We start from the raw sequence: 23,630 nt of genomic DNA on the forward strand, positions 1-23,630 counted from the left end.
ATGTCTCTCTATGAACGCGGCGTGCGAATGGCCCACAGGGGCTATAAGGTCACGCTGTCTCCCCTGATCGGCCAGCAATGCCGCTTCCTGCCGACCTGTTCGGACTATGGACGCGACGCCATGATTGAGCATGGACCGATCCGTGGGGGCTGGCTGACTGTCCGCCGTCTCTGTAAATGCCATCCCTTCGGAGGGTCGGGCTACGACCCTGTTCCGCCCAAGAAGCCCGACCTGCCAAAAAAGTCTGACAGATGATCAACCTGACCTTTCCCGACGGCGCCGTCCGCCAATATCCCGCTGGCTCGACGGGCTTTGACGTCGCTGCTGCCATTTCTCCGTCTCTGGCCAAAAAGGCCGCTCTTGTCGTGTGGAACGGCGAGCAGCGCGACCTGCACCGCGTGATCGAGGGCGACGGCGACTTCCGCCTGTTGATGCGCGACGATCCCGAGGCCCTGTTCACCATCCGCCACGACTGTGCCCACGTGCTGGCCCAAGCGGTTCAAGAGTTGTTCCCGGGCACCCAGGTCACCATCGGTCCGGCCATCGAGGACGGCTTCTATTACGACTTCGCCCGCGACGAGCCCTTCTCGACCGACGACTTCCCGAAGATCGAGAAGAAGATGGCCGAGATCATCGATCGCGGTGCCAAGCTGGAACGCGAGGTCTGGGACCGCGACGAAGCCATCAAATATTTCGAGAGCATTGGCGAAGCCTATAAGGCCGAGCTGATCCGCGACCTGCCGGAAACCGAGACCATCACCATCTACCGTCAGGGTGAATGGCTGGACCTGTGCCGTGGGCCGCACTTCCCGACCGTGAAGTTCGTCGGCAAGGCGTTCAAGCTGACCAAGCTGGCCGGTGCCTATTGGCGCGGTGATAGCAACAAGGCCCAGCTGCAGCGCATCTACGGCACCGCATGGGCGACCAAGGAAGACCTCGACGCCTATCTGCAGCGCATCGAGGAAGCCGAGAAGCGCGACCACCGCAAGTTGGGCAAGTCGATGGAACTCTTCCACATGCAGGAAGAGGGCCGCGGCATGGTCTTCTGGCACCCGAAGGGCTGGGTGCTGTGGCGCGTGCTGGAAGCCTATATGCGCCGCCGTCTGGACGCCGCAGGCTATGTCGAGGTCAAGACCCCGCAGGTTCTGGATCGCAAATTCTGGGAAGCCTCGGGCCACTGGGACAAATACCGCGCCAACATGTTCGTCTGCGAGACGGTCGAGGGCGAAACCCTATCGCTGAAGCCGATGAACTGCCCGGGCCACGTGCAGATCTTCGATCAGGGCCAGCGTTCGTACCGCGAACTGCCGCTGCGTATGGCCGAGTTCGGCGCCTGCCACCGCTATGAGCCGTCGGGTTCGCTGCACGGCCTGATGCGCGTGCGCGGCTTCACGCAGGACGACGCCCACATCTTCTGCCGTGAAGACCAGATCGTCGAAGAGACGGCCAACTTCATCAAGCTGGCCCGCTCGGTCCACGCCGACCTCGGCATGGAAACGAAGTACATCTCGCTCGGCACCCGTCCGGAACTGCGCGCAGGCACCGACGAGTTTTGGGACAAGGCTGAGGCCCAGATGGCCGAAGCCGCCCGCGCCGCTGGCACCGAGCCGGTCGTGACCGAAGGCGACGGTGCCTTCTATGCGCCGAAGCTGGACTTCATCGTCAAGGACGCCATCGGCCGTGAATGGACCTGCGGCACCATCCAGCTGGACTATGTCCTGCCGGAGCGTCTGGATGCGACCTACATCGCCGAAGACGGCCAAAAGCACCGTCCGGTCATGCTGCACCGTGCGATCCTCGGCTCGTTCGAGCGCTTCATCGGCATCATGATCGAGAACTACGCCGGTGCCTTCCCGCTGTGGCTGGCCCCGACGCAGGCCGTGGTGACCACCATCACCTCTGACGCCGACGGCTATGCCGAGGAAGTTCTCGCCAAGTTCAAGGCTGCTGGCCTGCGTACCGAGATCGACCTGCGCAACGAGAAGATCAACTACAAGATCCGCGAGCACTCGGTGAACAAGGTGCCGGTTATTGCCGTCGTCGGCCGCAAGGAAGCCGAAGAAGGCAAGGTCGCCATCCGCCGTCTCGGCTCGCAGGCCCAAACGATCGTCACGATCGAAGAAGCCATCGCCATGCTGACCGACGAGGCTTTGGCACCGGACCTGAAACGCGCCCGCGACGGTGTCGAACACAACGTCTAAGGCCCGCTAAAGCCCAACTACAGAAAAGCCGCCGAGGGAAACCCCGGCGGCTTTTTGTTAGCCCCTACATCGACCGAGCACTTCGCCGCCAACGGCGGCCCTGCCCCTCAAGTCGCGAGCCTCCGCGAGGCGAGCATAGGGGCGAGAGGGCCGTAAGGCCCTCTCTCACTCTTAGATGTGAATGGCGTGACCCAGAGCGCGAAGGGACGCCTCGTGGAAGGCTTCGCCGAGCGTGGGGTGGACGTGGATGGTGCCGGCGACGTCTTCCAGCACAGCGCCCATTTCCAGCATCTGGGCAAAGCTGTTGGACAGTTCGCTGACGTGCTGGCCGACGGCCTGAATACCCAGCAGGCGGTGATCATTCTTGTCGGCGATCACGCGCACGAAGCCGCCGTCCTCGCCTGCCTCGATGGCCAGAGCGCGGCCGATGGCAGCGAACGGGAAGACGGCCTGAATGACATCGTCACGGCCTTCGACGTCAGAGACGCCCAAGCCAGCCGAAACGATTTCCGGCTCGGTAAAGCAGACGGCGGCGATGGTGGTCGGATCAAAGCGCTTGTTGTGGCCCGCAATGATCTCTGCCACGACCTCGCCCTGAGCCGAGCCCTTGTGCGCCAGCATCGGTTCGCCCGTCAGGTCACCGATGGCCCAGACGTTCTTCATCGAGGTCGCGCAGCGGTCATCGATCTTCACGAACGGGCCGTCCATGGCCACGCCCATGTTTTCCAGACCCCAGCCCTTGGTGCGGGCGCGGCGCCCCACAGTCACCAGCACCTTGTCGGCGGCCAGTTGCAGCGGATTGCCGTCCTTGTCCGTAACGTTCAGCTTGCCGTCTCCGAAACCACCGGCGCGCGCGCCGAGGTAAAGCTCGACGCCGTGACGCTCCAGCCATTTGGCAACCGGATCGGTCAGGGCCTTATCGTACAGCGGCAGGATGCGGTCAGCCATTTCCACGATGGCGACTTCTGCGCCCAGCTTGCGGAAGGCGATACCGAGTTCCAGACCGATATAGCCGCCGCCGACGACGACCAGCTTCTTGGGCACTTCCGGCAGGCTCAGAGCCTCGGTCGAGGAGATGACGTCGCCACCGAACGGCAGGAACGGCAGTTCAACAGGCTCTGAACCCGTCGCCAGAATGACGTGCTCGGCGGTGATGCGGATGTCGCCATCCTCGGTCGCCACGATGCAGGTCTTGGCATCCGAGAAGGTGGCCCAGCCCTTGATGACCTTGACCTTGGCCTTCTTCAGCAGGGCCGAAACGCCGCCGTTCAGCTTCTTGACGATGCCGTCCTTCCACTCGACCGTCTTCTTCAGGTCGATGGCAGGCGCAGACGCGGTGATCCCGAGCGTGCCTGCATCGGATGCCGCCTTGGCAACAGTCTCATACTTGCCCGCCGCATGGATGATGGCCTTGGACGGGATGCAGCCCACGTTCAGGCAGGTACCGCCCAGACCAGCGGACGCATCCACCAGCACGGTTTCCAGACCCAGCTGCCCGCAACGGATACCGGCCACATAGCCGCCCGTGCCCGCGCCAATGATCAGGACTTTGGTTTTCAGGTTCTGCATCGGCTTACATCCAGAGGGTTGCCGGATTTTCCAGCAGGTTCTTGATCTTCTGAACGAAGACAGCCGCGTCGTGGCCGTCGACGATGCGGTGATCGAAGCTGGAGGACAGGTTCATCATCTTGCGCACGACCATCTGGCCGTCTTTGACCACCACGCGCTCGGCGATCTTGTTCGGGCCGATGATGGCCACTTCCGGATGGTTGATGATCGGGGTGTGCACCACACCGCCCAGCGTACCCAGCGAGGTGATGGTGATGGTCGAACCCGACAGTTCCTCGCGCTTGGCCGAACCGTCCTTGGCCGCACCCGACACGCGGGCGATTTCAAGGGCGGTGTCATAGGCATCGCGCGCCTCGGCGTGGCGGACCACCGGCACCATCAGGCCGTTCGGCGTCTGGGCGGCAATGCCCAGATGCACGGCGGCGTGCTGGGTCAGGATACCCGCCTCGTCGTCATAGGTGGCATTGATGTTGGGCTGGTCCTTCAGGGCCACGATGATAGCGCGGGCAATGAAGGGCAGGACGTTGAGCTTGGGCTTGTCGGTGCCCTTGTTCTGGGCGTTCAGATGACCACGCAGCTCTTCCAGAGCCGTCATGTCGATCTCTTCCACATAGGTGATGTGGGGGATACGACGCACGCTCTCGGCCATTTTTTCCGCGATCTTGCGGCGCAGGCCGATGATCTTGACCTCGGTCGTGCCTTCGGCCCTGGCATAGGGCGAAGCGACCGCGCCACCGGCGACAGGGGCAACCACGCCACCGCGAGCCACGAAGGCATCGAGGTCGCCATGTTCGATGCGGCCAGCAGGGCCCGAGCCCGGCACGAAGACCAGATCGATACCCAGATCACGCGCACGCTGGCGCACTGCCGGAGAGGCTAGAGGACGCTCACCCGGCTTGCGGCCCGTCACGGTCGGAACCGGCTTGGCATCGGCTTTCGGTGCAGCCTTAGGAGCCAGAGCCGCCTTCGGAGCCTCGACCTTGGCCGGAGCGGGAGCCGCCGCAGCGACAGGCGCGGCAGCCGAAGCCGCCGAAACATTGCCCTTGCCTTCAACGTCGAAGCTGACCAGCGGACCACCGACCGGCAGGGCTTGGCCTGCCTCGCCGTGCAGTTGCACCACCTTGCCAGCAACCGGCGAGGTCAGTTCAACCGTGGCCTTGTCGGTCATGACCTCGGCAACGATCTGGTCTTCCTCGACCATATCGCCAACCTTGACGTGCCAGCCAACCAGTTCGGCCTCGGCCGTGCCTTCACCAACGTCCGGCAGCTTGAAAACATAGTTCCCTGCGGCCGCGACGGCGGCAGCGGGAGCTTCGGAGGCGACTTCGACTTTTGGTGCCTCAACGGCGACCGGAGCGGCTTCGGCCACCGGAGCCGTAGGCGCAGCTTCCTCGGCTTCGGTATTGCCTTCGCCAGCGACCTCGAACTCGACCAGTGCGCCACGAACCGGCAGCATTTCGCCCGCTTCGCCGTGCAGCTTGGTGACCTTGCCATCGACCGGCGAGGTGATTTCCACGGTCGCCTTATCGGTCATGACCTCGGCGACGATCTGGTCCTCGGTGACAACATCACCGACAGCCACGTGCCATTGCACCAGTTCGGCCTCGGCAGTGCCTTCACCGACGTCCGGCAGTTTGAATACGAAACGACCCATCTTAGCGGCCTCCCATCATGACGCTTTTAAGCGCGTCAGCGACCCGTTGGGGCCCCGGGAAATACTCCCACTCGAAGGCGTGCGGATAAGGCGTATCCCAACCCGTAACGCGGGCGACAGGGGCTTCAAGGTGATAGAAGCAACGCTCTTGAACCAGTGCGCTCAGCTCACCGCCAAAGCCCGAAGTTTTCGGCGCTTCATGTACGATGACGCAGCGGCCGGTCTTCTTGACGCTGGCCTCGATGGTTTCGATATCCAGCGGCACGAGGGTGCGCAGGTCGATCACCTCGGCATCGATACCGGCATTTTCAGCACCGGCCAGAGCGACCCAGACCATGGTGCCATAGGCCAGAATGGTCACGTCATTGCCTTCGCGCATCACGCGGGCCTTGCCGATCGGCACATTGTATTTTTCAGCCGGAACCTGAGCCAGCTCCTGCGCCTTCCACGGCGATACGGGCTTCTCGTGCCAACCGTCGAACGGGCCGTTGTACAGGCGCTTGGGCTCGAAGAAGATCACCGGATCCTCGTCCTCGATGGCCGAGATCAGCAAGCCCTTGGCGTCATAGGGGTTCGACGGAATGACGACCTTCAGCCCCGAAATGTGGGTGAACAGGCTTTCCGGCGATTGCGAGTGGGTCTGGCCGCCGAAGATACCGCCGCCGTAGGGCGAGCGGATCACCATCGGGCAAGTGAACTGGCCACCGGAGCGGTAACGCATCTTGGCCGCTTCCGAGACGATCTGGTCGTACGCCGGATAGATGTAATCCGCGAACTGGATTTCCACGACCGGACGCAGACCGAAGGTGGCCATGCCGATGGCCGTACCGACGATGCCGGTTTCCGAGATCGGGGCATCGAAGCTGCGGGTCAGGCCGTGTTTCTTCTGCAGGTGGTCCGTCACGCGGAACACGCCGCCAAAATAGCCTGCGTCTTCGCCATAGGACAGGACGTTGGCGTCTTCCGCCATTTTCACGTCCAGCGCCGAGTTCAGGGCCTGGATCATATTCATGGGCGCAACGCCAGACGCAGGGGCCACGGACGCGGGCGCGTCCTTTTGGTCGACCATATCGGCTTCAATCTTGTCGTTGATTTCGGCCATGTGATCAGACTCCCACTTCGCGGCGCTGCTCGACCAGACGCCAGTCCGGCTCGGCAAACACTTCTTCGAACATTTCCTTCACGCTCGGGCGCGACTGGCCCAGCGTGCCGATGGCCTCGGATTCCTTGGCGGCGGCACGCACCTGATCGACGGCTTCGGCCTCGGCGGCGGTCTGCTGCTCATCCGACCATTCACCGATCTTGATCAGGTGCTGCTTCAAGCGCTCGATCGGATCGCCCAGTGGCCACTTCTCGTGCTCGTCGCCCGGGCGGTAACGGCTGGGGTCATCCGAGGTCGAGTGCGGGGCGCCGCGATAGGTGAAGATCTCGATCAGGGTCGCGCCCTGATTGGTACGGGCGCGCTCTTCGGCCCACGCCGTAGCCGCCCAAACCGCGAGGAAGTCGTTACCGTCAACCCTCAGGGTCGGCAGACCATAGCCGATACCCTTCGAGGCAAAGGTCGTCTCCATACCGCCGGCAATTCCCTGGAAGGACGAAATGGCCCACTGGTTGTTGACGATGTTCAGGATGACTGGCGCGCGATAGACGGCAGCGAAAGTCAGAGCCGAGTGGAAGTCGCTCTCGGCGGTCGAGCCGTCACCGATCCACGCGGCAGCGATCTTGTTGTCGCCCTTATAGGCACTGGCCATCGCCCAGCCGACAGCCTGCACATACTGGGTGCCAAGGTTGCCGGAGATGGTGAAGAAACCATAGTCCTTGGCCGAATACATGATCGGCAGCTGGCGGCCTTTGATCGGGTCGGCAGCGTTCGAATAGATCTGGTTCATCATCGACGCCAGCGGATAGCCGCGCGTGATCAGAAGGCCTTGCTGGCGATAGGTCGGAAAGCCCATGTCCTCGCGGCTCAGGACCATACCCTGCGCCACCGCGATCGCTTCCTCGCCGGTACACTTCATATAGAAGCTGGTTTTGCCCTGACGGTGGGCGCGGTGCATCCGGTCGTCGAAGGCGCGCGTCAGGATCATGGCCTTCAGGCCCCGGCGCAGGGTGTCTGCATCCAGCTTGGGATCCCACGGTCCTTGGGCGACGCCGTCGTCATCCAGCACGCGAATAAGGCGATAGGCCATATCGCGCATTTCGGCAGGTGCCGTGCTGACGGCGGGTCGTTCGACCACGCCCGCGGCGTCCAGCTGCAGATGCGAAAAATCAGGTTTGTCACCGGGCCGGCCCGTAGGCTCCGGCACTCGAAGTGAAAGGGGGGGCGTATTCTTCATCATGCGTCCCGTCCGGTTAATCCGTACGCGTTTCCTCGTGGCACGAGGCATAGCATGGCATTACGCTGTTGGCTTTCCCAAATATACCCTTGCAAAAGTATCAAACAGGGTATTTTATTGCGTCGAAACGCATTTTGGAGAACGCCTTTGGCCGACGAACTTGATCCTATCGACGCCCGCATCCTCGACATCCTGCAACAGGACGCTGGACTGTCGGTCGCCGAAGTCGCTGATCGCGTGGGCCTTTCGGCCTCGCCCTGCTGGCGCCGGATCAAGAGACTGGAGGATAGCGGCCTGATACGCAAGCGCGTAACACTGCTCGATGCCGGTCTTCTGGGTCTGGACTTCGAGGTTTACGCGATTGTGAAGCTGTCGCTGCCCTCGCGCGAAAACCTCGACATCTTCGAAGCCGCCGTCGCGCAATGGCCGGAAGTGGTGCAGTGCGCCACCATCACGGGCCGTGAAGACTATGTGCTGCGAATTGTCACATCCGACATGCATGCCTTCGACGTCTTCCTGCGCGACAAACTACTGACGCTGGGCATCGTGTCCGACTGCGCCAGCCATATCGTCACGCGCGGCGTGAAGAATGTGACCACCCTGCCGCTGAACATTGTGACGCCGCACGTGTCCTAACCTTCGGGTCAGAAGTCGGGTATGATGGCGCCGCCCCTGATACGGGCGGCGTTTTTCGTACCTATATTCCCTCATTCGAAAGCCGGAGCCCCCCATGATTGAACGGATTATCGAAGGCCGCCGCCGTGATCTTGGCGGGTTTGAAGTGTCGCGCATCCTGCCCCACGCCCAAAAGCGCATGGTGGGTCCGTTTATCTTTCTGGACCAGATGGGCCCCGCAGAGTTCGCCGCAGGCAGCGACGCCATCAATGTGCGCCCGCACCCCCACATTGGCCTTTCGACCCTGACCTATCTGTTCGAGGGCGAGATCATGCACCGCGACAGCCTCGGCTATACCCAGCCGATCCGTCCGGGCGAGGTGAACTGGATGACGGCTGGCTCGGGCATTGTTCACTCCGAGCGCACCGATCCTCTGAAAAAGTCGCAGGGCGGGCCAATGCACGGCATGCAGGCCTGGGTGGCCCTGCCGGTCGAGAAGGAAGAGATCGCGCCCTCCTTTACCCATCTGGGCGAAGAGGCCCAGCCGTCAGATCAGTCCAATGGCGTGTTCACACGTCTGGTTGCCGGTGAGGCGTTCGGAGAGCGTGCCGGAACGCCGGTGGAAAGCCCGCTCTACTATTTGCATTATGAACTGCCGACAGGCGGTCGGTTTACCCCGCCGCCGGGGCCGGGTCAGGCCGGTGGCTATGCCGAGCGTTCCATCTATGTGGCGGCCGGTTCGGTCGAGATCGACCATCAGCGCTATCATACCGGCCAGATGGTGGTGTTTTCGGCCCATGCCGATCCCGTCATCACGGCGCTGGAGCCATCTACCGTCATGTCGCTGGGCGGCGAGCCGGTGGGAGAGCGCCTGATCTGGTGGAATTTCGTCTCTTCCTCACAGGAGCGCATGGATCAGGCCAAGGCGGACTGGAAGGCAGGCCGCATGACCCTGCCCGTCGACGACACGCTGGAGTTCATTCCGCTGCCGGAATGACGCACGTCTGACGCGAACAAAGCTTTTTACATTTTTGATGCCGATTGGTGCAGGCCGCGGCTGAAAGCCTTGCTATAAGGCCGCGCCTACCATTTCTCGCCCGTTTGGCGAACCTGTATCGAGTTTTCTATGTCCTGCGTCGTTCCCGCTCTGTCGAACCCCGTAGAGCAACTGCTGAGCGAAATATCCGAACGCCACGCGACGGATCTAGCAGACCGCTTCTATGAAGTGTTGCTAACCGAAGAAGAGGCTCTGGCCTTTTTGAGCTCCAGCATGGTCGAAGAACGGCTGAAGGCCTCTCTCGTCCGTTGGGTCATCGACCTGTTCCGTCAGGGCGAGGACGGTGACGAAGCCTTCCGCCAGCAGCAGCGCAAGATTGGCGAGGTGCATGCGCGCATCAAGGTGCCGCTGCGCCTGGTCATGCACGGCGCTTCGGTTCTGAAGGCGCGTCTGGGCGAACTGGTGCTGGACAGCGCACTGGACCGCGCCCATGTGGCCCATGCCATCATGCGCATGGATTTCCTGATCGACGAAGCCATCGCCGTCATGAGCGAGGCGTACATGCAAGGTTCGGTGCGCCGCGCCCAAGTGGATGAATCCTACCGTCTGTTCGCCTTGGGGCAGGACATTGCCCATGAACGCGACGGTCAGATCGCCGCGCTGTTTGAATGGCTGCAGGGCGTACTTTTCCTGATGTTCCAGGGCGGTACGGCCAATCCCAGCACCTTGTCCTCCTCGCCGTTCGGACTTTGGCTCACCCACCGCGCAGGCTTGATCTTCGACGGCAATGCCAGTTTGACCGCCATCGAGGCACTGATCTCGCGGGTCGACACCGACATTCTCCCGCGCGTATCGGCCGCGCACAACGCCAAGCAAACCGAGGCGATGAACGTGCCTCTGGCCGAGTTGCAGTCGGCGGTTCAAGAGGTGAAATTCCTGATCACCGACCTGTTCCAGAGCGTAGCCGGTCTGGAGAACGGTCGCGATCCCCTGACCCGCGCCCTGAACCGTCGCTTCCTGCCAACGATCCTGAGCCGCGAAATCACGCTGGCCAACAGCATCGGGACGCCGCTGAGCCTCATGATGCTGGACGTGGACCACTTCAAGTCGATCAACGACACCCACGGCCACGCGGCGGGCGATCTGGTCCTGAAACAGGTGGCCGAAGTCATTGCCGACAACGTGCGCCTCAGCGACTTTGTTTTCCGCTATGGCGGCGAGGAGTTCCTGATTGTGCTGGTCGAGACGGCCATTCACGACGCCGAGGTCGTGGCCGAGCGTATCCGCCAGCAACTGGCTAGCCGCGACATGCGCCTGCCCGCCGGTGGCAATCTGCGTGTCACGGCATCTCTGGGATTGGCCGCCTATGACAACCATCCCGACTATAACCAGTTGATCGAGACTGCCGACACGGCCCTGTATCAGGCCAAAAACTCGGGCCGCAACCGCACCGTCATCGCGGCCTGACAACACCCTCAGTCCCAGGAAAAACGGCGCGTCCCGCAAGGAACGCGCCGTTCTTATTTGAACCAACGATCATAAAGAAAAGGGCGCGCCCCTTACGAAACGCGCCCTTCTCAAGGCTAGACAGTCAACGCCCCTAAAGTCGCCCGAAGGGCGGTAGGGGCACCTAAAATCAAGCTTGCATCGTCCAGCCTTCGACGCCCATGGCGGCTTGGCGAACGGCTTCCGAACGGGTCGGGTGCGGGTGGCAGGTGCGGGCGATGTCTTCCGACGCGCCACCGAAGGCCATGGTCATGCAGGCTTCACCGATCATCTCGCCGGCTTGCGGGCCGAAGATGTGAACACCCAGAACCTTGTCGGTCTTGGCATCGGCGAGGACCTTCACGAAGCCTTCGGTCTCGTGGTTGATCTTGGCGCGGCTGTTGGCAGCGAACGGGAATTTGCCCTTCTTGTACTCGACGCCTTCGGCCTTCAGAGCCTCTTCGGTCTTGCCGACCCAAGCCACTTCCGGTGCGGTGTAGATGACCGACGGCACCAGCGCATAGTCAACGTGACCAGCCTTGCCGACCATCAGTTCGATGGCGGCGACCGCGTCTTCTTCGGCCTTGTGGGCCAGCATCGGGCCGTGGGTCACGTCACCGATGACCCAGATGCCATCGGCAACCTTGAAGTGGTCATTGGCGATGAAGCCGCGCTGGTCCGGCGTGACGCCGACGTTCTCGAGGCCGAGGCCCTTGGTGTACGGGCGACGGCCGATGGCCACCAGAACCACATCACCCTTGATGGTTTCGGCAGCACCGCCAGCGGCGGGCTCGACGGTCAGTTCAACGCCGTCCTTGGTGGACTTGGCGCCGGTGACCTTGGTCGACATCTTGAACTTCAGGCCTTGCTTGTTCAGGCCGCGCTGGAAGGCGGTGGCAACTTCGCCGTCCATGCCTGCGCCCACCTTGTCGAGGTATTCCACGACGGTGACTTCGGCACCCAGACGACGCCAGACCGAGCCCAGTTCCAGACCGATCACGCCCGCACCGATGACGATCATGTGCTTGGGAACCTTCGGCAGGAACAAAGCACCGGTCGAGTCGATCACCTTGCCTTCTTCGAAGTCGACGCCCGGCAGCGGGGTCGGCTCGGAGCCGGTGGCGATGACGATGTTCTTGGTTTCCAGAACCTGTTTGGCACCGTCAGCGCCCTCGACCTCGACCTGACCCTTGGCGAGGATCTTGCCGGTGCCGCGAACCACGGTGACCTTGTTCTTTTTCATCAGGAACTCGATGCCCTTGGTCAGGGCTTCGACGCTGTCGTCCTTAGACTTGTGCATCTGGCCGAGGTTCAGCTTGGGCTTCACTTCGATGCCGATGTTGGCAAACTCGGTGTTGGCGGCCTCGAACAGTTCCGACGAGTGCAGCAGGGCCTTGGTCGGCATACAGCCGACGTTCAGGCAGGTGCCGCCCAGCGTCGGCAGTTTTTCGACGATGGCCGCCTTGAGGCCCAGCTGGCCTGCACGGATCGCGGCATTATAGCCACCGGGGCCAGCCCCGATGATGACGACGTCGTAGGGCGCTGCGGCTTCGGCCATGAGATCCTCTGAGCATTAGTGCGCCACACACAATCAGGCGCTTTCGAAAGGGGGCTTAGGCAGACCCTGACTTTGGGTCAACCGGTACAGTCCATATGGCGACACGATTTGACTAATGCAAAGCGTCGGTGTGGCACTGTGGTGGCAGATTCAGCCCTTTGCATCCGCGCCGGGGCGAGAAAAAAGGGCCGGAGCGATGGCTCCGGCCCGCAAAGGGTCAAGGGGATCGGGGAGATCAGTATTTAAAGCGCACGCCCATAAAGACGTTGTAGCCGAACTTTTCGTACTCGTAGGTACGCTCGCGGACGCCGTAGTATTTGGTGCCCGCCGAGTCCGTCAGGTTCTTGGCCTCGCCAAAGACCTCGATGCCGTTGCCGAAGTCATAGCTGGCGGTGAAGTCCAGTTGTTCGCGGCCTTCGACAAACAGGTCGAAGTCGGCGTCTTCGGCATTGATCTCTTCCAGATAGTCGCTGCGCTTGGTGTAGCTCAGGCGCGCCGACAGACCGGCATGCTCGTAGAAGAGGGCCACGTTGTAGTTGTTTTCCGACTGGCCCGGCAGCTGGAACTTGTTACGGCCCTCATAGGCCTGTGCCGTCGTGATCTCGGCATCGGTATAGGTGTAGTTGGCGAAGATACCGAAGTGCGAGGCCCAGCCCGGCAGGAAGCTGAACTTCTGCTGCCAGTTGATCTCGAAGCCGGCCAGATGGCCTTCAGGCGCGTTGATGGGGGTTTCGAACTCGGCGTCCGGATAGAGCACGCCATTGACCGTCGCCGGAGCCTCGTAAACGAGAGTGTAGCGGTAGTTTTCCAGGTCCTTGTAGAAGGCGTTGGCCGACAGGACGCCAAAGTCGCTGAAATAGTATTCCAGACCGAAGTCCAGATTATTGGACAGCGTGGCTTCAAGCTCCGGATTGCCGATACTGAACTTGGCCTTGGAGCCTTCGGTTTCTTCCTCGCGGCGCGGGACCAGTTCGGAGAACTCGGGGCGGTTGATCGAACGCGTCAGGGCCGCGCGACCGATCAGATTGTCCGAGAAGGCGTGGCGGATAGTCAGGTTCGGGAAGAGCTCGGTATCGTCGCGGCTGACAGAGGCCGTGCCGAAGATTTCGCTCTCTTCGCCTTCATCGTCGATGTCCAGACGGAAGGTGTTGGCAGTGCCGTCAAACTTGGTGTTCTCGACGCGCAGACCCGCGATGATGGTGGTGGCACCGATGTCCATACGGGCCTGGGCATAGGCTGACAGGATGTCTTCCTGAGCCTCGTAGTCGGCGAGAATGGAGTCCGGCATGCGGCGTTCGGCCACGCCGCGCGCGCCAGCCAGATACTCATCGACCAGACCGTTATTGAACTTGTGCCCCAGCAGGTAGTCGTAGTTGACGGATTCCCTGTCCGTCAGCAGATCGCCATAGGATTGGGTCGGCGCATGGGCTTTGTCGCGGGTACGGAAGCGTTCTTCGTCAGCGGCGATATCGCGGCTGCGGAACTTGCCACCGAACTTCCACGTCACTTCCTGATTGGCGATCGTGCTGGGCAGCTCAAAATTCAGTTGAGCCGCAAACTCTTCCTGCTTGGTCGTGTTCGAACGAAACACCGTCTCGCGGAATTCATACTGGCTGCGGTCCAGATGCTCTTGCGAGGTGAAGATCGAATAGGTCGGCTCGTAATGGTCGCCGCTGAAGTCATAGGTGACGGTCGGGTCGGCCTCGGAGCGGAACAGCAGCTCGTTGCGGTTCGGATAGGTCTGTTCGGTCGAAGCCCACGACAGGCTGCCGTCCAGCACTGCGCCATTGCCGAAGATATGCTCGGCACCCGTGGTCAGGGTGGTGATTTCGTTCACCTGCGTGCGGTGACGCAGTTGGCGCTCGACCGTAACGTTGTCGAAAGTGGCTTTGCGGCTGTTCGAGCCCGCAACCATATCGCCTTCGTCATAGGTCAGCAGCAGCTGGTTACGGTATTCGTCGTCCTCGAACTTGGCGAACGAGCCGCGAACCCAGGCGCGGGTGGCGTCGTTGGGACGGAACTCCAGACCGCCGGTCACCGCCTGACGGGTGCGCTCGGTGTCATAGTCCTTGAACAGGCTTTCCTCGAGGGCGAAGATTTCATCGCCTTCAAGGGTTTCCATCTTGGTCCAGCCGCTTTCGACGTTGTCGGGGCGACGGTTGGTCTGGGAATAGCTGTAGGACAGCAGCGCGCCCCAGTTCTGGCCTTCACCAAACACGTTAGAGGCCGTGAAGCCACCGCGGATGTCCTCGCCGCCATAGTCGTTATAGCTGGCACCGCCATAGCCGCTCAGGGCCAGTCGGCGCTGGTCAAACGGCGAGCGGGTCTTGATGTTGACGGCACCGGCGATGCTGTCGGCGTCTTGCGACGGCAGCAGGGTCTTGGAGACCTCGACGTTCGACACGATGTCCGACGGCAGGGTGTCCAGATCGACCGCGCGCGTGCCCGGATCGACCGAAGGCACCGTGACGCCATCCACCGACACGGCGGTGAAGGATGCCGGTGCGCCCCGCACGTTGATGTAGCGGCCTTCGCCCTGATCGCGCTGGATGGCGATACCGGCCACGCGTTGCAGGCTTTCAGCCACGTTCGGATCGGGATAGCGGCCAATGGCATCCGCAGACAGCACGTTGACGGTACCATCGGCGTTGCGCTGTTGGTTTAGGGCGCGGGCCACACCTTCGGTAATCACACCGTTGACCACGACGTCGGCGACCGTGGTGGTGCTATCGCCACCCAGCGTCAGCACCACAGAGGTCATTTGACCCGCCACGATATCGACCGTCTGGCTGGCCGAGGGCAGGCCGATGTAGCGGGCGTTCAGTTCGACGCGGCCAGACAGGCCGGTCATGTGGAACTCGCCCTGGGTGTTGGAAACCGCGCGGCGGCCCTGGGCAGTGATTTCCACACCGGGAAGCGGCGAGCCGCTGGCATCGACCACACGGCCATAAACGCCGTCGCCTGCCGGAACCGCCGCCGCGGCCAGCACCGTGCTGTCGGCCACAGCCACCTGCGGCAGCACAGCCATACCCAAGACCAGCGGCGTGACAGCCACGCCTACGAGCAGTTGCAGTTTCATGTTTGCAGCATCCCCATGCGGAAGGCCGTTTGGCGTTCCGGTGTTCAGGGCGCTGACTAATTGGGGGCTGCAACGACTTGATGAGAGTTTGACGAAACAGAATCGTCGTTATCACAAAGCTTGAGCGACATTTGCTCCCGACGCGGAAGAAGCGTCGCAAAAACGAGCACCACCCGACAAGCGAGCGTCACAGGGCATGGCTTGAGGCCAAGGGCTGGATTAGGGGGGGCAGATACGCGAACGGGGCCTGACCTGTGGCCAGACCCCGTTTCGTGGGTGTCTCGACTGGAGCGGGCGAGGCGATTCGAACGCCCGACCCTCACCTTGGCAAGGTGATGCTCTACCCCTGAGCTACGCCCGCATCCGTCAGGACGGCTGTGCCGTCCGGCGTCGAGGAGGAGGCGTTTAGCCCCCTCCCCTTCACTCCGCAACCGTTTTTTTGAGATCGCGGAATTTTCTTTGCCGATTAACGCGGAGCCAGACGGATGGCACCGTCCAGACGGATGCATTCACCGTTGATGTAGACGTTCTCGGCCAGATGCAGGGCCAGATTGGCATAGTCCTGCGGAGTGCCAAGGCGTTTCGGGAACGGGATCATGGCGGCCAGTGCATCCTGAACCTTCTGGTCCATGCCGGCCATCATCGGGGTCCACATAATGCCCGGCAGGATGGTGTTGACGCGCACGCCTTCGTTCATCAGGTCACGCGCGACCGGCAGGGTCATGGCGTAGACGCCGCCCTTGGAAGCCGAATAGGCAGCCTGACCGATCTGGCCATCCTGAGCCGCGACCGAGGCGGTGTTGATGATCAGGCCGCGCTCGCCGTCTTCCATCGGGTCCAGCGTCACCATGCCTGCTGCGGACTTGGACAGGACGCGGAAGGTGCCGAACAGGTTGATCGTCACGGTGCGCTCGAACTGTGCCATGTCGTGGGCGCAGATCTCGCCGGTGTCTTTCTTGCGCGACACGGTCTTCTGGCCGGTGGCGATACCGGCGCAGTTGACGGTCAGACGCTCTTGGCCGTGCGCGGCGCGGGCCTTTTCAAAACCTGCGTCAACCCTCTCGTCCGAGGTCACGTCCACCTTGCAAAAAATGCCGCCGATTTCCTTGGCGATAGCCTCGCCCTTTTCCTCGTTCAGGTCGAACAGAGCGACCTTTACGCCCTTGGCGGCCAACGCACGCGCAGTGCCTTCACCAAGGCCCGAAGCCCCGCCGGTGACAACTGCTGCAATCGAACCATCGAGTTTCATGGAAACCGTTCCTATATAAAAATCTGAACCCAGAGCTTGCGGGAGGGATTTAGCGGTCATGTCCGTCAAAACCAAACCGGTATCGCCGGAAGATGCCATCAATCCGCAAAAGGCGCTCGTTCCCGTGGTGCATAAAACGAATGAAATGCGTGTGAAACGCGACTTCTGGCCTAAAATGCGTCGGGTCGCCTCGCGCATTCCGTTCGCCAATCAGGCGCTGGCCGCTTGGTATGCAACCCAGGACCCTGAGACGCCCTTTCGCGCCAAGGCCGTTCTGCTAGGCGCGCTGGCCTATTTCGTCATGCCGGTGGATGCCGTTCCCGATGTCTTGGCCGTGGTGGGCTTTAGCGACGATGCGGCAGTGATTGCCGCTGTGCTGGCCACCTTCGGAGCCAACATCAAGGACAAGCACCACCAGAAGGCCAAGGAAACCCTGACCCGCATGCGCGAGGACGAGACCGGGGATTAATCCTCGGTCACCACCACGATCTTGCCCATGGCCTGACGCTCGCCCAAGGCACGGATAGCGTCTGCCGCCTTTTCCAGCGGGAAGGTCTTGCTGATGCGCGGACGGATTTTGCTGTCTTTATACAGTTGCATCAGGTCGGCCATATTGGCGGCGTGGCCCTTAGGATCGCGTGCCACGGCCGCGCCCCAGAACACACCCACCACCGACACCGACTTCAACAGCGTCAGGTTCAGTGGCAGGGACGGAATACCGGCCGGAAAGCCTACAACCAGATAGCGCCCGTTCCAGTCCATGGCCCGCAGCGCCGGCTCGGCATAGTCGCCGCCTACCGCGTCATAGACCACATCGGCCCCGTCGCGGCCCGTGGCCAGTTTGAACTCTCCGGCCAGTTCTTTCTGGGCCGCCTTGTCCATGGGGCCGGACGGATAGATCAGGCCGTTGTCCGCTCCCAGCTCCAGCGCAAACTCGACCTTGTCATTGGTCGAGGCCGCAGCGACCACGCGCGCGCCCATGGCCTTGCCCAGCTCGACCGCTGCGGCCCCCACGCCGCCTGCGGCACCCAGCACCAGCAGGGTCTCGCCCGGTTGCAGATTGGCTCGGTCCTTCAGCGCATAATAACTGGTGCCATAGGTCATGACGAAGGCGGCAGCCGTCTCGAAATCCATCCCGTCAGGAATGGGGATCAACTGGTCGGCGCGCACAGCCAGACGCTCGGACAGGCCACCCCAGCCCGGCACGGCGATGACGCGATCCCCACGGCGCACGCCCTTCACCCCCTCGCCCACGGCATCGACGATTCCGGCGACCTCGCCCCCCGGCGAGAAGGGGCGCTCGGGCTTGAACTGGTATTTGTCCTCGATAATCAGGGAGTCAGGGAAGTTGATGCCGATAGCCTTCGCCTCGATCACCACCTCGCCCTTGCCGGGCGTGGGGTCCATCACTTCTTCGATGGAAAGGGTTTCCGGTCCACCCGGGGCCTTGGACAAAACTGCGCGCATCGATACTTCTCTTTCCTATCCCCCGTCGGTCCTGAGCCGACACTTTAGCAACGCTAATGCACGTGACGGCTCTCTGCCTAGAGGGCGAACACGGTTTTAGGAGTTTCCATGGTCCGTCCCGCCTTGATCCTGCACGGTGGCGCAGGTGCCCGCCGCGAGCGCAACTATGACCAGGAGGTCGTACACATGCGTCAGGTCGTCGAGGCGATGCAGGCACGGCTTGAGGCCGGAGCCTCGGCACTGGATGTGGCGGTCGAGACCGTGGTGATGCTGGAAGACAGCGGCCTTTATGTCGCCGGTCGCGGAGCCTCGCCCAATCTGGACGGCGAATACGAACTGGATGCCAGCCTGATGGACGGTGCCACCCAGAAGGCCGGTGCCGTGGCCGCCCTTCAGGGCTTCAAGAACCCGATCCGTGCGGCGCGTGCCGTGATGGACCACACGCCGCACGTCATGCTGGCCGGTCAGGGGGCTGCGCGCTTTGCCGCCCAGCAAGAGCTTGAACGTGTCGATGACCCTGACAGCTGGTTCACCCGCGCCGGCAAGGGTGAGGACAACCACCCGCCCGGCACGCTCAGCCACGGCACCGTCGGCGCGTGCGTACTGGATACCCGGGGCCGTCTCGCCGCCGCCACCTCGACGGCCGGTGTATTCGGCAAGATGCCGGGACGCGTCGGCGATACCCCCATCCCTGCTGCGGGCACATGGGCCGACGGACACGCCGCCGTCTCCTGCACCGGTCAGGGCGAGTATTTCATCCGCATCGCGGCGGCCGCTCGCACAGCGCTGAGCGTGGCCGCTGGCCACTCTCTGGACGACGCCGCTCAGGCCACTATCGGCCTTATCGGCCAGATGGGCGGAGACGGCGGTCTGATCGCGCTGGATCGCGAGGGCCGCATCGCCGATCCCTTTAACAGCCAGGGCATGAAGCGGGCCTGGCTGGATACGGACGGCCGGATTGTGGTGCGCGTATTTAACGACACCCCACACGCGTGAGGCGAAATATTACAAAGGAGTAAGGTGCCACGGGTTGCGGGAAACCTCTAAGGTCTCCCCCATTGCTTGTTCTCCCCAAGGAGAGGTTCATGAGAACCCGTCACCTTTTCTGCAGCGCCGTTTCGGCTCTGGCCCTGATTTCCGCTGCNNCCCGCGCTGGCGGCTCCGCCGCCAGCCATGACCGCAGCCACCCCCCCCGCTCAGGGCGTGACGGTCCCCCCACTGGGCTATCAGCGACGCGTGCTGGCCAACGGCATGGAGGTCTATAGCCGTCAGGATAGCGGCACGGCCAATGTGGCGGTGCAGGTCTGGTATCGCGTCGGCGGCAAGGACGACCCCTCGGGCCGTTCGGGCTTTGCCCACCTATTTGAACACCTGATGTTCAAAGCCACCGAGAATGTGCCCAACGAAACGTTTGACCGTCTGACCGAAGACGTGGGCGGCTATAACAACGCCTTCACCTCCGACGATGTGACCGCCTATCACGAGGTGGTGCCCGCCAACCATCTGGAGCGCATCCTGTTTGCAGAGGCGGACCGTATGGGCACGCTGGTGGTCGACGAGGCCAATTTCGTCTCAGAGCGCGATGTGGTGAAGGAGGAATACCGTCAGGGCGTGCTGGCCAACCCCTATGGTCGCCTGTTCAGCCTGTTTGTTCCGGCCACCTTCTACAAGGAACATCCCTATCGCCGTGGCGTGATCGGCTCGATCGAAGAGCTGGAAGCCTCCTCGCTGGAAGACGTGCTGCGTTTCCACCGCACCTACTATCGTCCGGACAATGCCTTCCTGATCGTGGACGGTAATTTCGATCAGGCCCAGCTGGATCGCTGGGTGGACCAGTATTTTGGCCCGCTGAAGAATCCGGAGACGGCCATTCCCTTGCGTCCGGTGACCGAACCAGCGGTCACCGCGCCGGAAGACCACACCTTCTATGCCCCGAATGTGCCGCTGGAAACGGTGGTGATCGGCTGGCACACCGTGCCTGCGAACCATCCCGATGCCGCCGCCCTGTCGGTGCTGGACGGCATTTTGTCGACCGGCGAGAGCAGCCGCTTGCACCGCGCTCTGGTGTATGAGGCACAAGCGGCCAACAATGCCTCGTCGTCGCCCGAAATGAACAAGGAGGCGGGCACCCTGACGGCCTATGCCATGATGGCATCGGGCCGCACTCTGGATGAAGGCAAGGCTCTGCTTGAGCGCGAGATTGCCCGCCTGCGTGACGAGCCTGTGACCGAGGCCGAACTGGCCGAAGCCAAGAACGAGCTCATCGCCTTGGCGCTGTCCGAACGCGAGGGCGCGCAAGGCCGCGCCAATGTGCTGGGTTGGTCGCTGATCCGCACCGGCAGCGCCGCCAGTGCCGACAACGAGGTCGCCGAAATCCAGAAGGTAACCATCGCCGATATCCAGCGCGTGGCACGCCAGTATCTGACCCCGCAAAGCCAGATCACCATCCGCTACAAGGCCTCGGACGAGGCCAATCCAACCACGCCGCAAAAGGTGAATATGGAAGGCCCCGTCAAGGTGGCCGATCTGGCACCCATGGGCACGCCTTCGGTGACCAAGCCGGAAGCCGAGCGCACCCCGATCCCGCAACCGGGACCGGAAGTCAGCCCCGCAACGCCACACATTGCCGACTTCCGACTGGATAACGGCTTGCGCGTTCTGGTCGCCCGGAACAGCCAGTTGCCGCTGGTGTCGGCCCGCCTGACGTTCAAAGCGGGTTCGGCCTATGATCCGCAGGGCAAGGCCGGTGTGGCGTCGATGACGGCTGACATGCTGACCCAAGGCACTACCAGCCTCAGCGCGCCGCAGATCGCGACCCAGATCGAGCAACTGGGGGCCAATATCGGTGCCGGTGCAGGACGTGACCAGTTTAACGTCTACGCCAGCAGCCCGGCCAACGTCTTCGATCAGACCATGGCGCTGTTGAGCCAGATTGTGCGCCAGCCTGCCTTTGCCGCCGAGGAGCTGGAACGCCAACGCCTGCAAACGCTGGACAGCCTGCGCGTTGCGCTCAGCCAACCGGGTGCACTGTCGTCCATGGCCACCACGCGGATAAACTTCGGTGACACCGCCTATGGTCGCCTGACCACCGAGCGCAGCGTCACCGCGCTGAGCGCCAAGGACCTGTCCGACTTCCACGCGACCTATATCCGCCCCGATCAGGCCATCCTGACCTTCTCGGGCGACATTTCCCCTGAACAGGCCCGCGAACTGGCACAGAAGGCATTTGGCGACTGGCGTGCCACCACACCGCCCTCTGCCGCCGCGCCGTCCGTGTCTGCCCAAACGGCAGCCCCGCGCGTGGTCGTGGTCAACCTGCCCGGTGCCGGTCAGGCCGCCGTGACCGTCTCCTCGCGCAGCATTTCCCGCACCGATGAGGCCTATGTCCCTCTGACGCTGGGCAACACTCTGCTGGGCGGTAGCTATACCTCGCGCCTCAATCAGGAAATCCGCATCAATCGCGGCCTGTCCTACGGGGCGCGCTCGGGCGTGGGGGCCATGGCCCAGAGCGGCCTGTTCTCGGCCTCGACCCAGACCAAGAACGAAACCGCCGACGAAGTGGTTGAACTGCTGCTGGCCGAGATAGGCAAGATGGCAGCGACCGCGCCTGCGGAAACCGAACTGGGTCCGCGCCGCGCCATCATGATCGGCGGTTTTGGCCGTTCACTGGAAAGCGTCGGCGGGCTTGGGGCACTGGTCGCCGAGCTGGCTGCCTATGACCTGCCGCTCGAAGAGCTGGCCCGCTATGCCGACCGCGTCAAGGCCGTGACGCCGGAACAGGTGCGCGCCGCCTTTGCCGACAAGCTGCCTGCTGACCGTGCCAATGTCGTGGTGGCGGGCGATGCCTCGCTGTTCATCGATGATCTGAGGGCGAAATACCCCAATGTCGAAGTGATTGACGCTTCGGCCATCAACTTCGACAGCGACACCCTGCGCTAAGGATAAAGGGCGCGGGACCGATCGGTCTTGCGCCCTTTTCTATTAGACGGCCAGACACACCACCTGAGCAACACGTAGCTCGCGGCGCAACTGGTCGGACACGGCCCCATAGTTGCGGGTGGTCACGGCCTGCCCCAAGATCTCGCCTTCATTGCCAAGCTCTGTACCCACGGCGGCGATGAAACTGTCCGGTGCCGTGGTGTAGATACGGCCCCGACGCGGAGCCTCGGCGATGGTCACACCCAGCACACGCCCCTGACGATCCAGCACCGGTGCCCCTGACAGGCCCGACAGCGTGCCTTGAAGCCCCTTGGTGCGGCCTGACTCAGCCCACGCCAGCACCGGCTCCTCATAGGATCCGCGCCCTTTGAGGCGGAGCGTCTCGCGACCGATCAGACGCGACGCCACCGCCCCCGGCTTGCCCTGCGGATAGCCCGGGTGATAGGCGCGCTGTCCCTTATACAGGGCCTCGTCCTTGGCCACCGGCAAGGCCGGCGGGCCGCCATCGGTCAGCAAAAGGGCTACGTCCGCGCGCGCGGCCAGACGCACATCGGCAGCCAGGGCGCGGTTCTTATCGATCACCAAGGCAGGCTGACGACACCCCTCGACCACGTGGCGCGCGGTAATCCATCGCCCGTCGCTGGCCACAGAAAAGGCTGTGCCCATCTGGGGCTGAACATCGCCCTCGGGCGCATCCACGACCACCGTGGGGTCGAACGGCGTGACTGGGCCCAGTAGCTCCCCGCCGATATCATCGTCTTCGGCCAGCTGAGGGGCATCGGCCCGCTCACCCCGATTGAGCGAGGCCACAACCAGCACGCCCACCACTGCGGCGTAGATCACCCAGTCCGGAAGGGGCAGCCGCATCGCGGCCTCAGCCCGTCAGGGCCGCAGCGACGATCAGGGCACTGGCCAGCTTGGCTCCGGCCAGCACCACCGCCGCCGAAACTTCGCCGCGTTCAATGCGCTGCGGCAGGCCGCTAAGCAGAAGATCAACCACGCGGAAGACCAGCAGTTGCAGCACCACCGTCGCCACGCCCCAGATGGTGATGTCGCGGATAGAAGAGGAAACCGACAGCGAAACCGCCAGCGGAATGGCCAGACTGATCAGCACTGCGGCAAAGCCGATGGCCGCTGCGGCATTGCCTTGACGGATAAGACGGATTTCGCGCCACGGCGTCAGCAAAGCATAGACAGTCGCGGCCATGCCCAGCAGGGCGAAGGTCACCAGCAGGTGCAGCATCATCACGGGAAAGCCGCTGGCAAAGGCCTGCACTTCCGGGCTCGACAGAACCCCTGCGACGTTCGACGTATCCATGATGTGGTGCGTTGATCCCCAGCCGCGAGACGGATGAAACCTGACCGATTGCTTGCCTGTACTTAAGTCCAAGAGCAAGGGCCGTTATGTCGGCCTGCCCGTCAAAAGTTGAAACCGATCCTTACCTGCATCGGGTCGCGATCGGCGCACCTAAACGCAAAAG

The 23,630-nt window shown here is 62.7% G+C and carries 18 protein-coding genes and 1 tRNA gene; 8 read left to right on the plus strand and 11 right to left on the minus strand.

Going from position 1 to position 23,630, the window contains the following annotated elements:
• On the plus strand, positions 1-255 hold the full coding sequence (gene yidD / locus B3B04_RS13000) for a membrane protein insertion efficiency factor YidD (RefSeq protein WP_292043492.1): 255 nt from the start codon (positions 1-3) through the stop codon (positions 253-255).
• Positions 252-2,201, plus strand: a complete 1,950-nt coding sequence (gene thrS / locus B3B04_RS13005; RefSeq protein WP_292043493.1) for a threonine--tRNA ligase — start codon at positions 252-254, stop codon at positions 2,199-2,201. The genes yidD and thrS overlap by 4 nt, the downstream gene beginning before the upstream one ends.
• Positions 2,202-2,372: 171 nt before the next feature.
• Here the strand turns inward: thrS and lpdA (B3B04_RS13010) are convergent, their stop codons facing one another.
• From lpdA (B3B04_RS13010) to B3B04_RS13025, 4 genes are read right to left on the minus strand one after another with little or no spacing between them, the layout of a single operon-like run.
• Positions 2,373-3,770, minus strand: coding sequence for a dihydrolipoyl dehydrogenase (gene lpdA, locus B3B04_RS13010; protein ID WP_292043494.1), 1,398 nt, complete (start codon positions 3,768-3,770; stop codon positions 2,373-2,375).
• Between the two features lie 4 nt (positions 3,771-3,774).
• Complete coding sequence (locus tag B3B04_RS13015) at positions 3,775-5,424, minus strand: 2-oxo acid dehydrogenase subunit E2 (RefSeq protein ID WP_292043496.1); 1,650 nt, start codon at positions 5,422-5,424, stop codon at positions 3,775-3,777.
• Position 5,425: 1 nt separating this feature from the next.
• Positions 5,426-6,493: an alpha-ketoacid dehydrogenase subunit beta gene (locus B3B04_RS13020; protein ID WP_349679373.1), complete on the minus strand. Its 1,068-nt coding sequence runs from the start codon at positions 6,491-6,493 to the stop codon at positions 5,426-5,428.
• A 37-nt stretch (positions 6,494-6,530) separates the two neighbouring features.
• Positions 6,531-7,811, minus strand: coding sequence for a 3-methyl-2-oxobutanoate dehydrogenase (2-methylpropanoyl-transferring) subunit alpha (locus B3B04_RS13025; RefSeq protein ID WP_349679372.1), 1,281 nt, complete (start codon positions 7,809-7,811; stop codon positions 6,531-6,533).
• 96 nt (positions 7,812-7,907) lie between these two features.
• On the opposite strand from B3B04_RS13025, the gene B3B04_RS13030 reads away from it, so the two are divergent.
• The 3 genes from B3B04_RS13030 to B3B04_RS13040 all read left to right on the plus strand — a co-directional run bounded on the left by B3B04_RS13030 (position 7,908) and on the right by B3B04_RS13040 (position 10,839).
• Complete coding sequence (locus tag B3B04_RS13030; RefSeq protein WP_292043500.1) at positions 7,908-8,396, plus strand: Lrp/AsnC family transcriptional regulator; 489 nt, start codon at positions 7,908-7,910, stop codon at positions 8,394-8,396.
• A 94-nt stretch (positions 8,397-8,490) separates the two neighbouring features.
• On the plus strand, positions 8,491-9,372 hold the full coding sequence (locus B3B04_RS13035; protein ID WP_292043501.1) for a pirin family protein: 882 nt from the start codon (positions 8,491-8,493) through the stop codon (positions 9,370-9,372).
• Between the two features lie 129 nt (positions 9,373-9,501).
• On the plus strand, positions 9,502-10,839 hold the full coding sequence (locus tag B3B04_RS13040) for a GGDEF domain-containing protein (protein WP_292043502.1): 1,338 nt from the start codon (positions 9,502-9,504) through the stop codon (positions 10,837-10,839).
• 169 nt (positions 10,840-11,008) lie between these two features.
• Here B3B04_RS13040 and lpdA (B3B04_RS13045) read toward each other — a convergent pair whose 3' ends face one another.
• The 4 genes from lpdA (B3B04_RS13045) to B3B04_RS13060 form a co-directional block, all read right to left on the minus strand.
• Positions 11,009-12,415, minus strand: coding sequence for a dihydrolipoyl dehydrogenase (gene lpdA, locus B3B04_RS13045; RefSeq protein ID WP_292043503.1), 1,407 nt, complete (start codon positions 12,413-12,415; stop codon positions 11,009-11,011).
• Between the two features lie 235 nt (positions 12,416-12,650).
• Positions 12,651-15,494 carry a TonB-dependent receptor gene (locus tag B3B04_RS13050; RefSeq protein WP_292043504.1) on the minus strand — a complete coding sequence of 948 codons (2,844 nt, stop codon included), beginning with the start codon at positions 15,492-15,494 and terminating at the stop codon, positions 12,651-12,653.
• Positions 15,495-15,780: 286 nt separating this feature from the next.
• Positions 15,781-15,855: transfer RNA gene (locus B3B04_RS13055), tRNA-Gly, on the minus strand.
• 105 nt (positions 15,856-15,960) lie between these two features.
• Entirely contained in the window at positions 15,961-16,743 is a 783-nt protein-coding gene (locus B3B04_RS13060) for an SDR family oxidoreductase (RefSeq protein WP_292043506.1), read from the minus strand.
• A 58-nt stretch (positions 16,744-16,801) separates the two neighbouring features.
• On the opposite strand from B3B04_RS13060, the gene B3B04_RS13065 reads away from it, so the two are divergent.
• Positions 16,802-17,212 carry a YkvA family protein gene (locus B3B04_RS13065; RefSeq protein ID WP_292043507.1) on the plus strand — a complete coding sequence of 137 codons (411 nt, stop codon included), beginning with the start codon at positions 16,802-16,804 and terminating at the stop codon, positions 17,210-17,212.
• Here B3B04_RS13065 and B3B04_RS13070 read toward each other — a convergent pair.
• The gene (locus B3B04_RS13070; RefSeq protein WP_292043508.1) at positions 17,209-18,210 is read right to left on the minus strand and encodes an NADPH:quinone oxidoreductase family protein; all 1,002 of its coding nucleotides are present in this window, start codon (positions 18,208-18,210) and stop codon (positions 17,209-17,211) included. The genes B3B04_RS13065 and B3B04_RS13070 overlap by 4 nt on opposite strands.
• A 108-nt stretch (positions 18,211-18,318) precedes the next feature.
• On the opposite strand from B3B04_RS13070, the gene B3B04_RS13075 reads away from it, so the two are divergent.
• Together B3B04_RS13075 and B3B04_RS13080 are read left to right on the plus strand one after the other, a co-directional pair.
• Entirely contained in the window at positions 18,319-19,206 is an 888-nt protein-coding gene (locus B3B04_RS13075; RefSeq protein WP_292043509.1) for an isoaspartyl peptidase/L-asparaginase family protein, read from the plus strand.
• Positions 19,207-19,383: 177 nt separating this feature from the next.
• Entirely contained in the window at positions 19,384-22,149 is a 2,766-nt protein-coding gene (locus B3B04_RS13080) for a M16 family metallopeptidase (protein WP_292043511.1), read from the plus strand.
• Between the two features lie 42 nt (positions 22,150-22,191).
• On the opposite strand, the gene B3B04_RS13085 is transcribed toward B3B04_RS13080, so the two are convergent.
• Together B3B04_RS13085 and B3B04_RS13090 are read right to left on the minus strand one after the other, a co-directional pair.
• On the minus strand, positions 22,192-23,016 hold the full coding sequence (locus B3B04_RS13085; protein ID WP_292043512.1) for a S1 family peptidase: 825 nt from the start codon (positions 23,014-23,016) through the stop codon (positions 22,192-22,194).
• A gap of 7 nt (positions 23,017-23,023) precedes the next feature.
• Positions 23,024-23,467 carry a DUF350 domain-containing protein gene (locus B3B04_RS13090; protein ID WP_292043513.1) on the minus strand — a complete coding sequence of 148 codons (444 nt, stop codon included), beginning with the start codon at positions 23,465-23,467 and terminating at the stop codon, positions 23,024-23,026.
• Between the last annotated feature and the right edge of the window lie 163 nt (positions 23,468-23,630).

The sequence above is a fragment of the Brevundimonas sp. UBA5713 genome, from assembly GCF_002419815.1.
Classification (GTDB): domain Bacteria; phylum Pseudomonadota; class Alphaproteobacteria; order Caulobacterales; family Caulobacteraceae; genus Brevundimonas.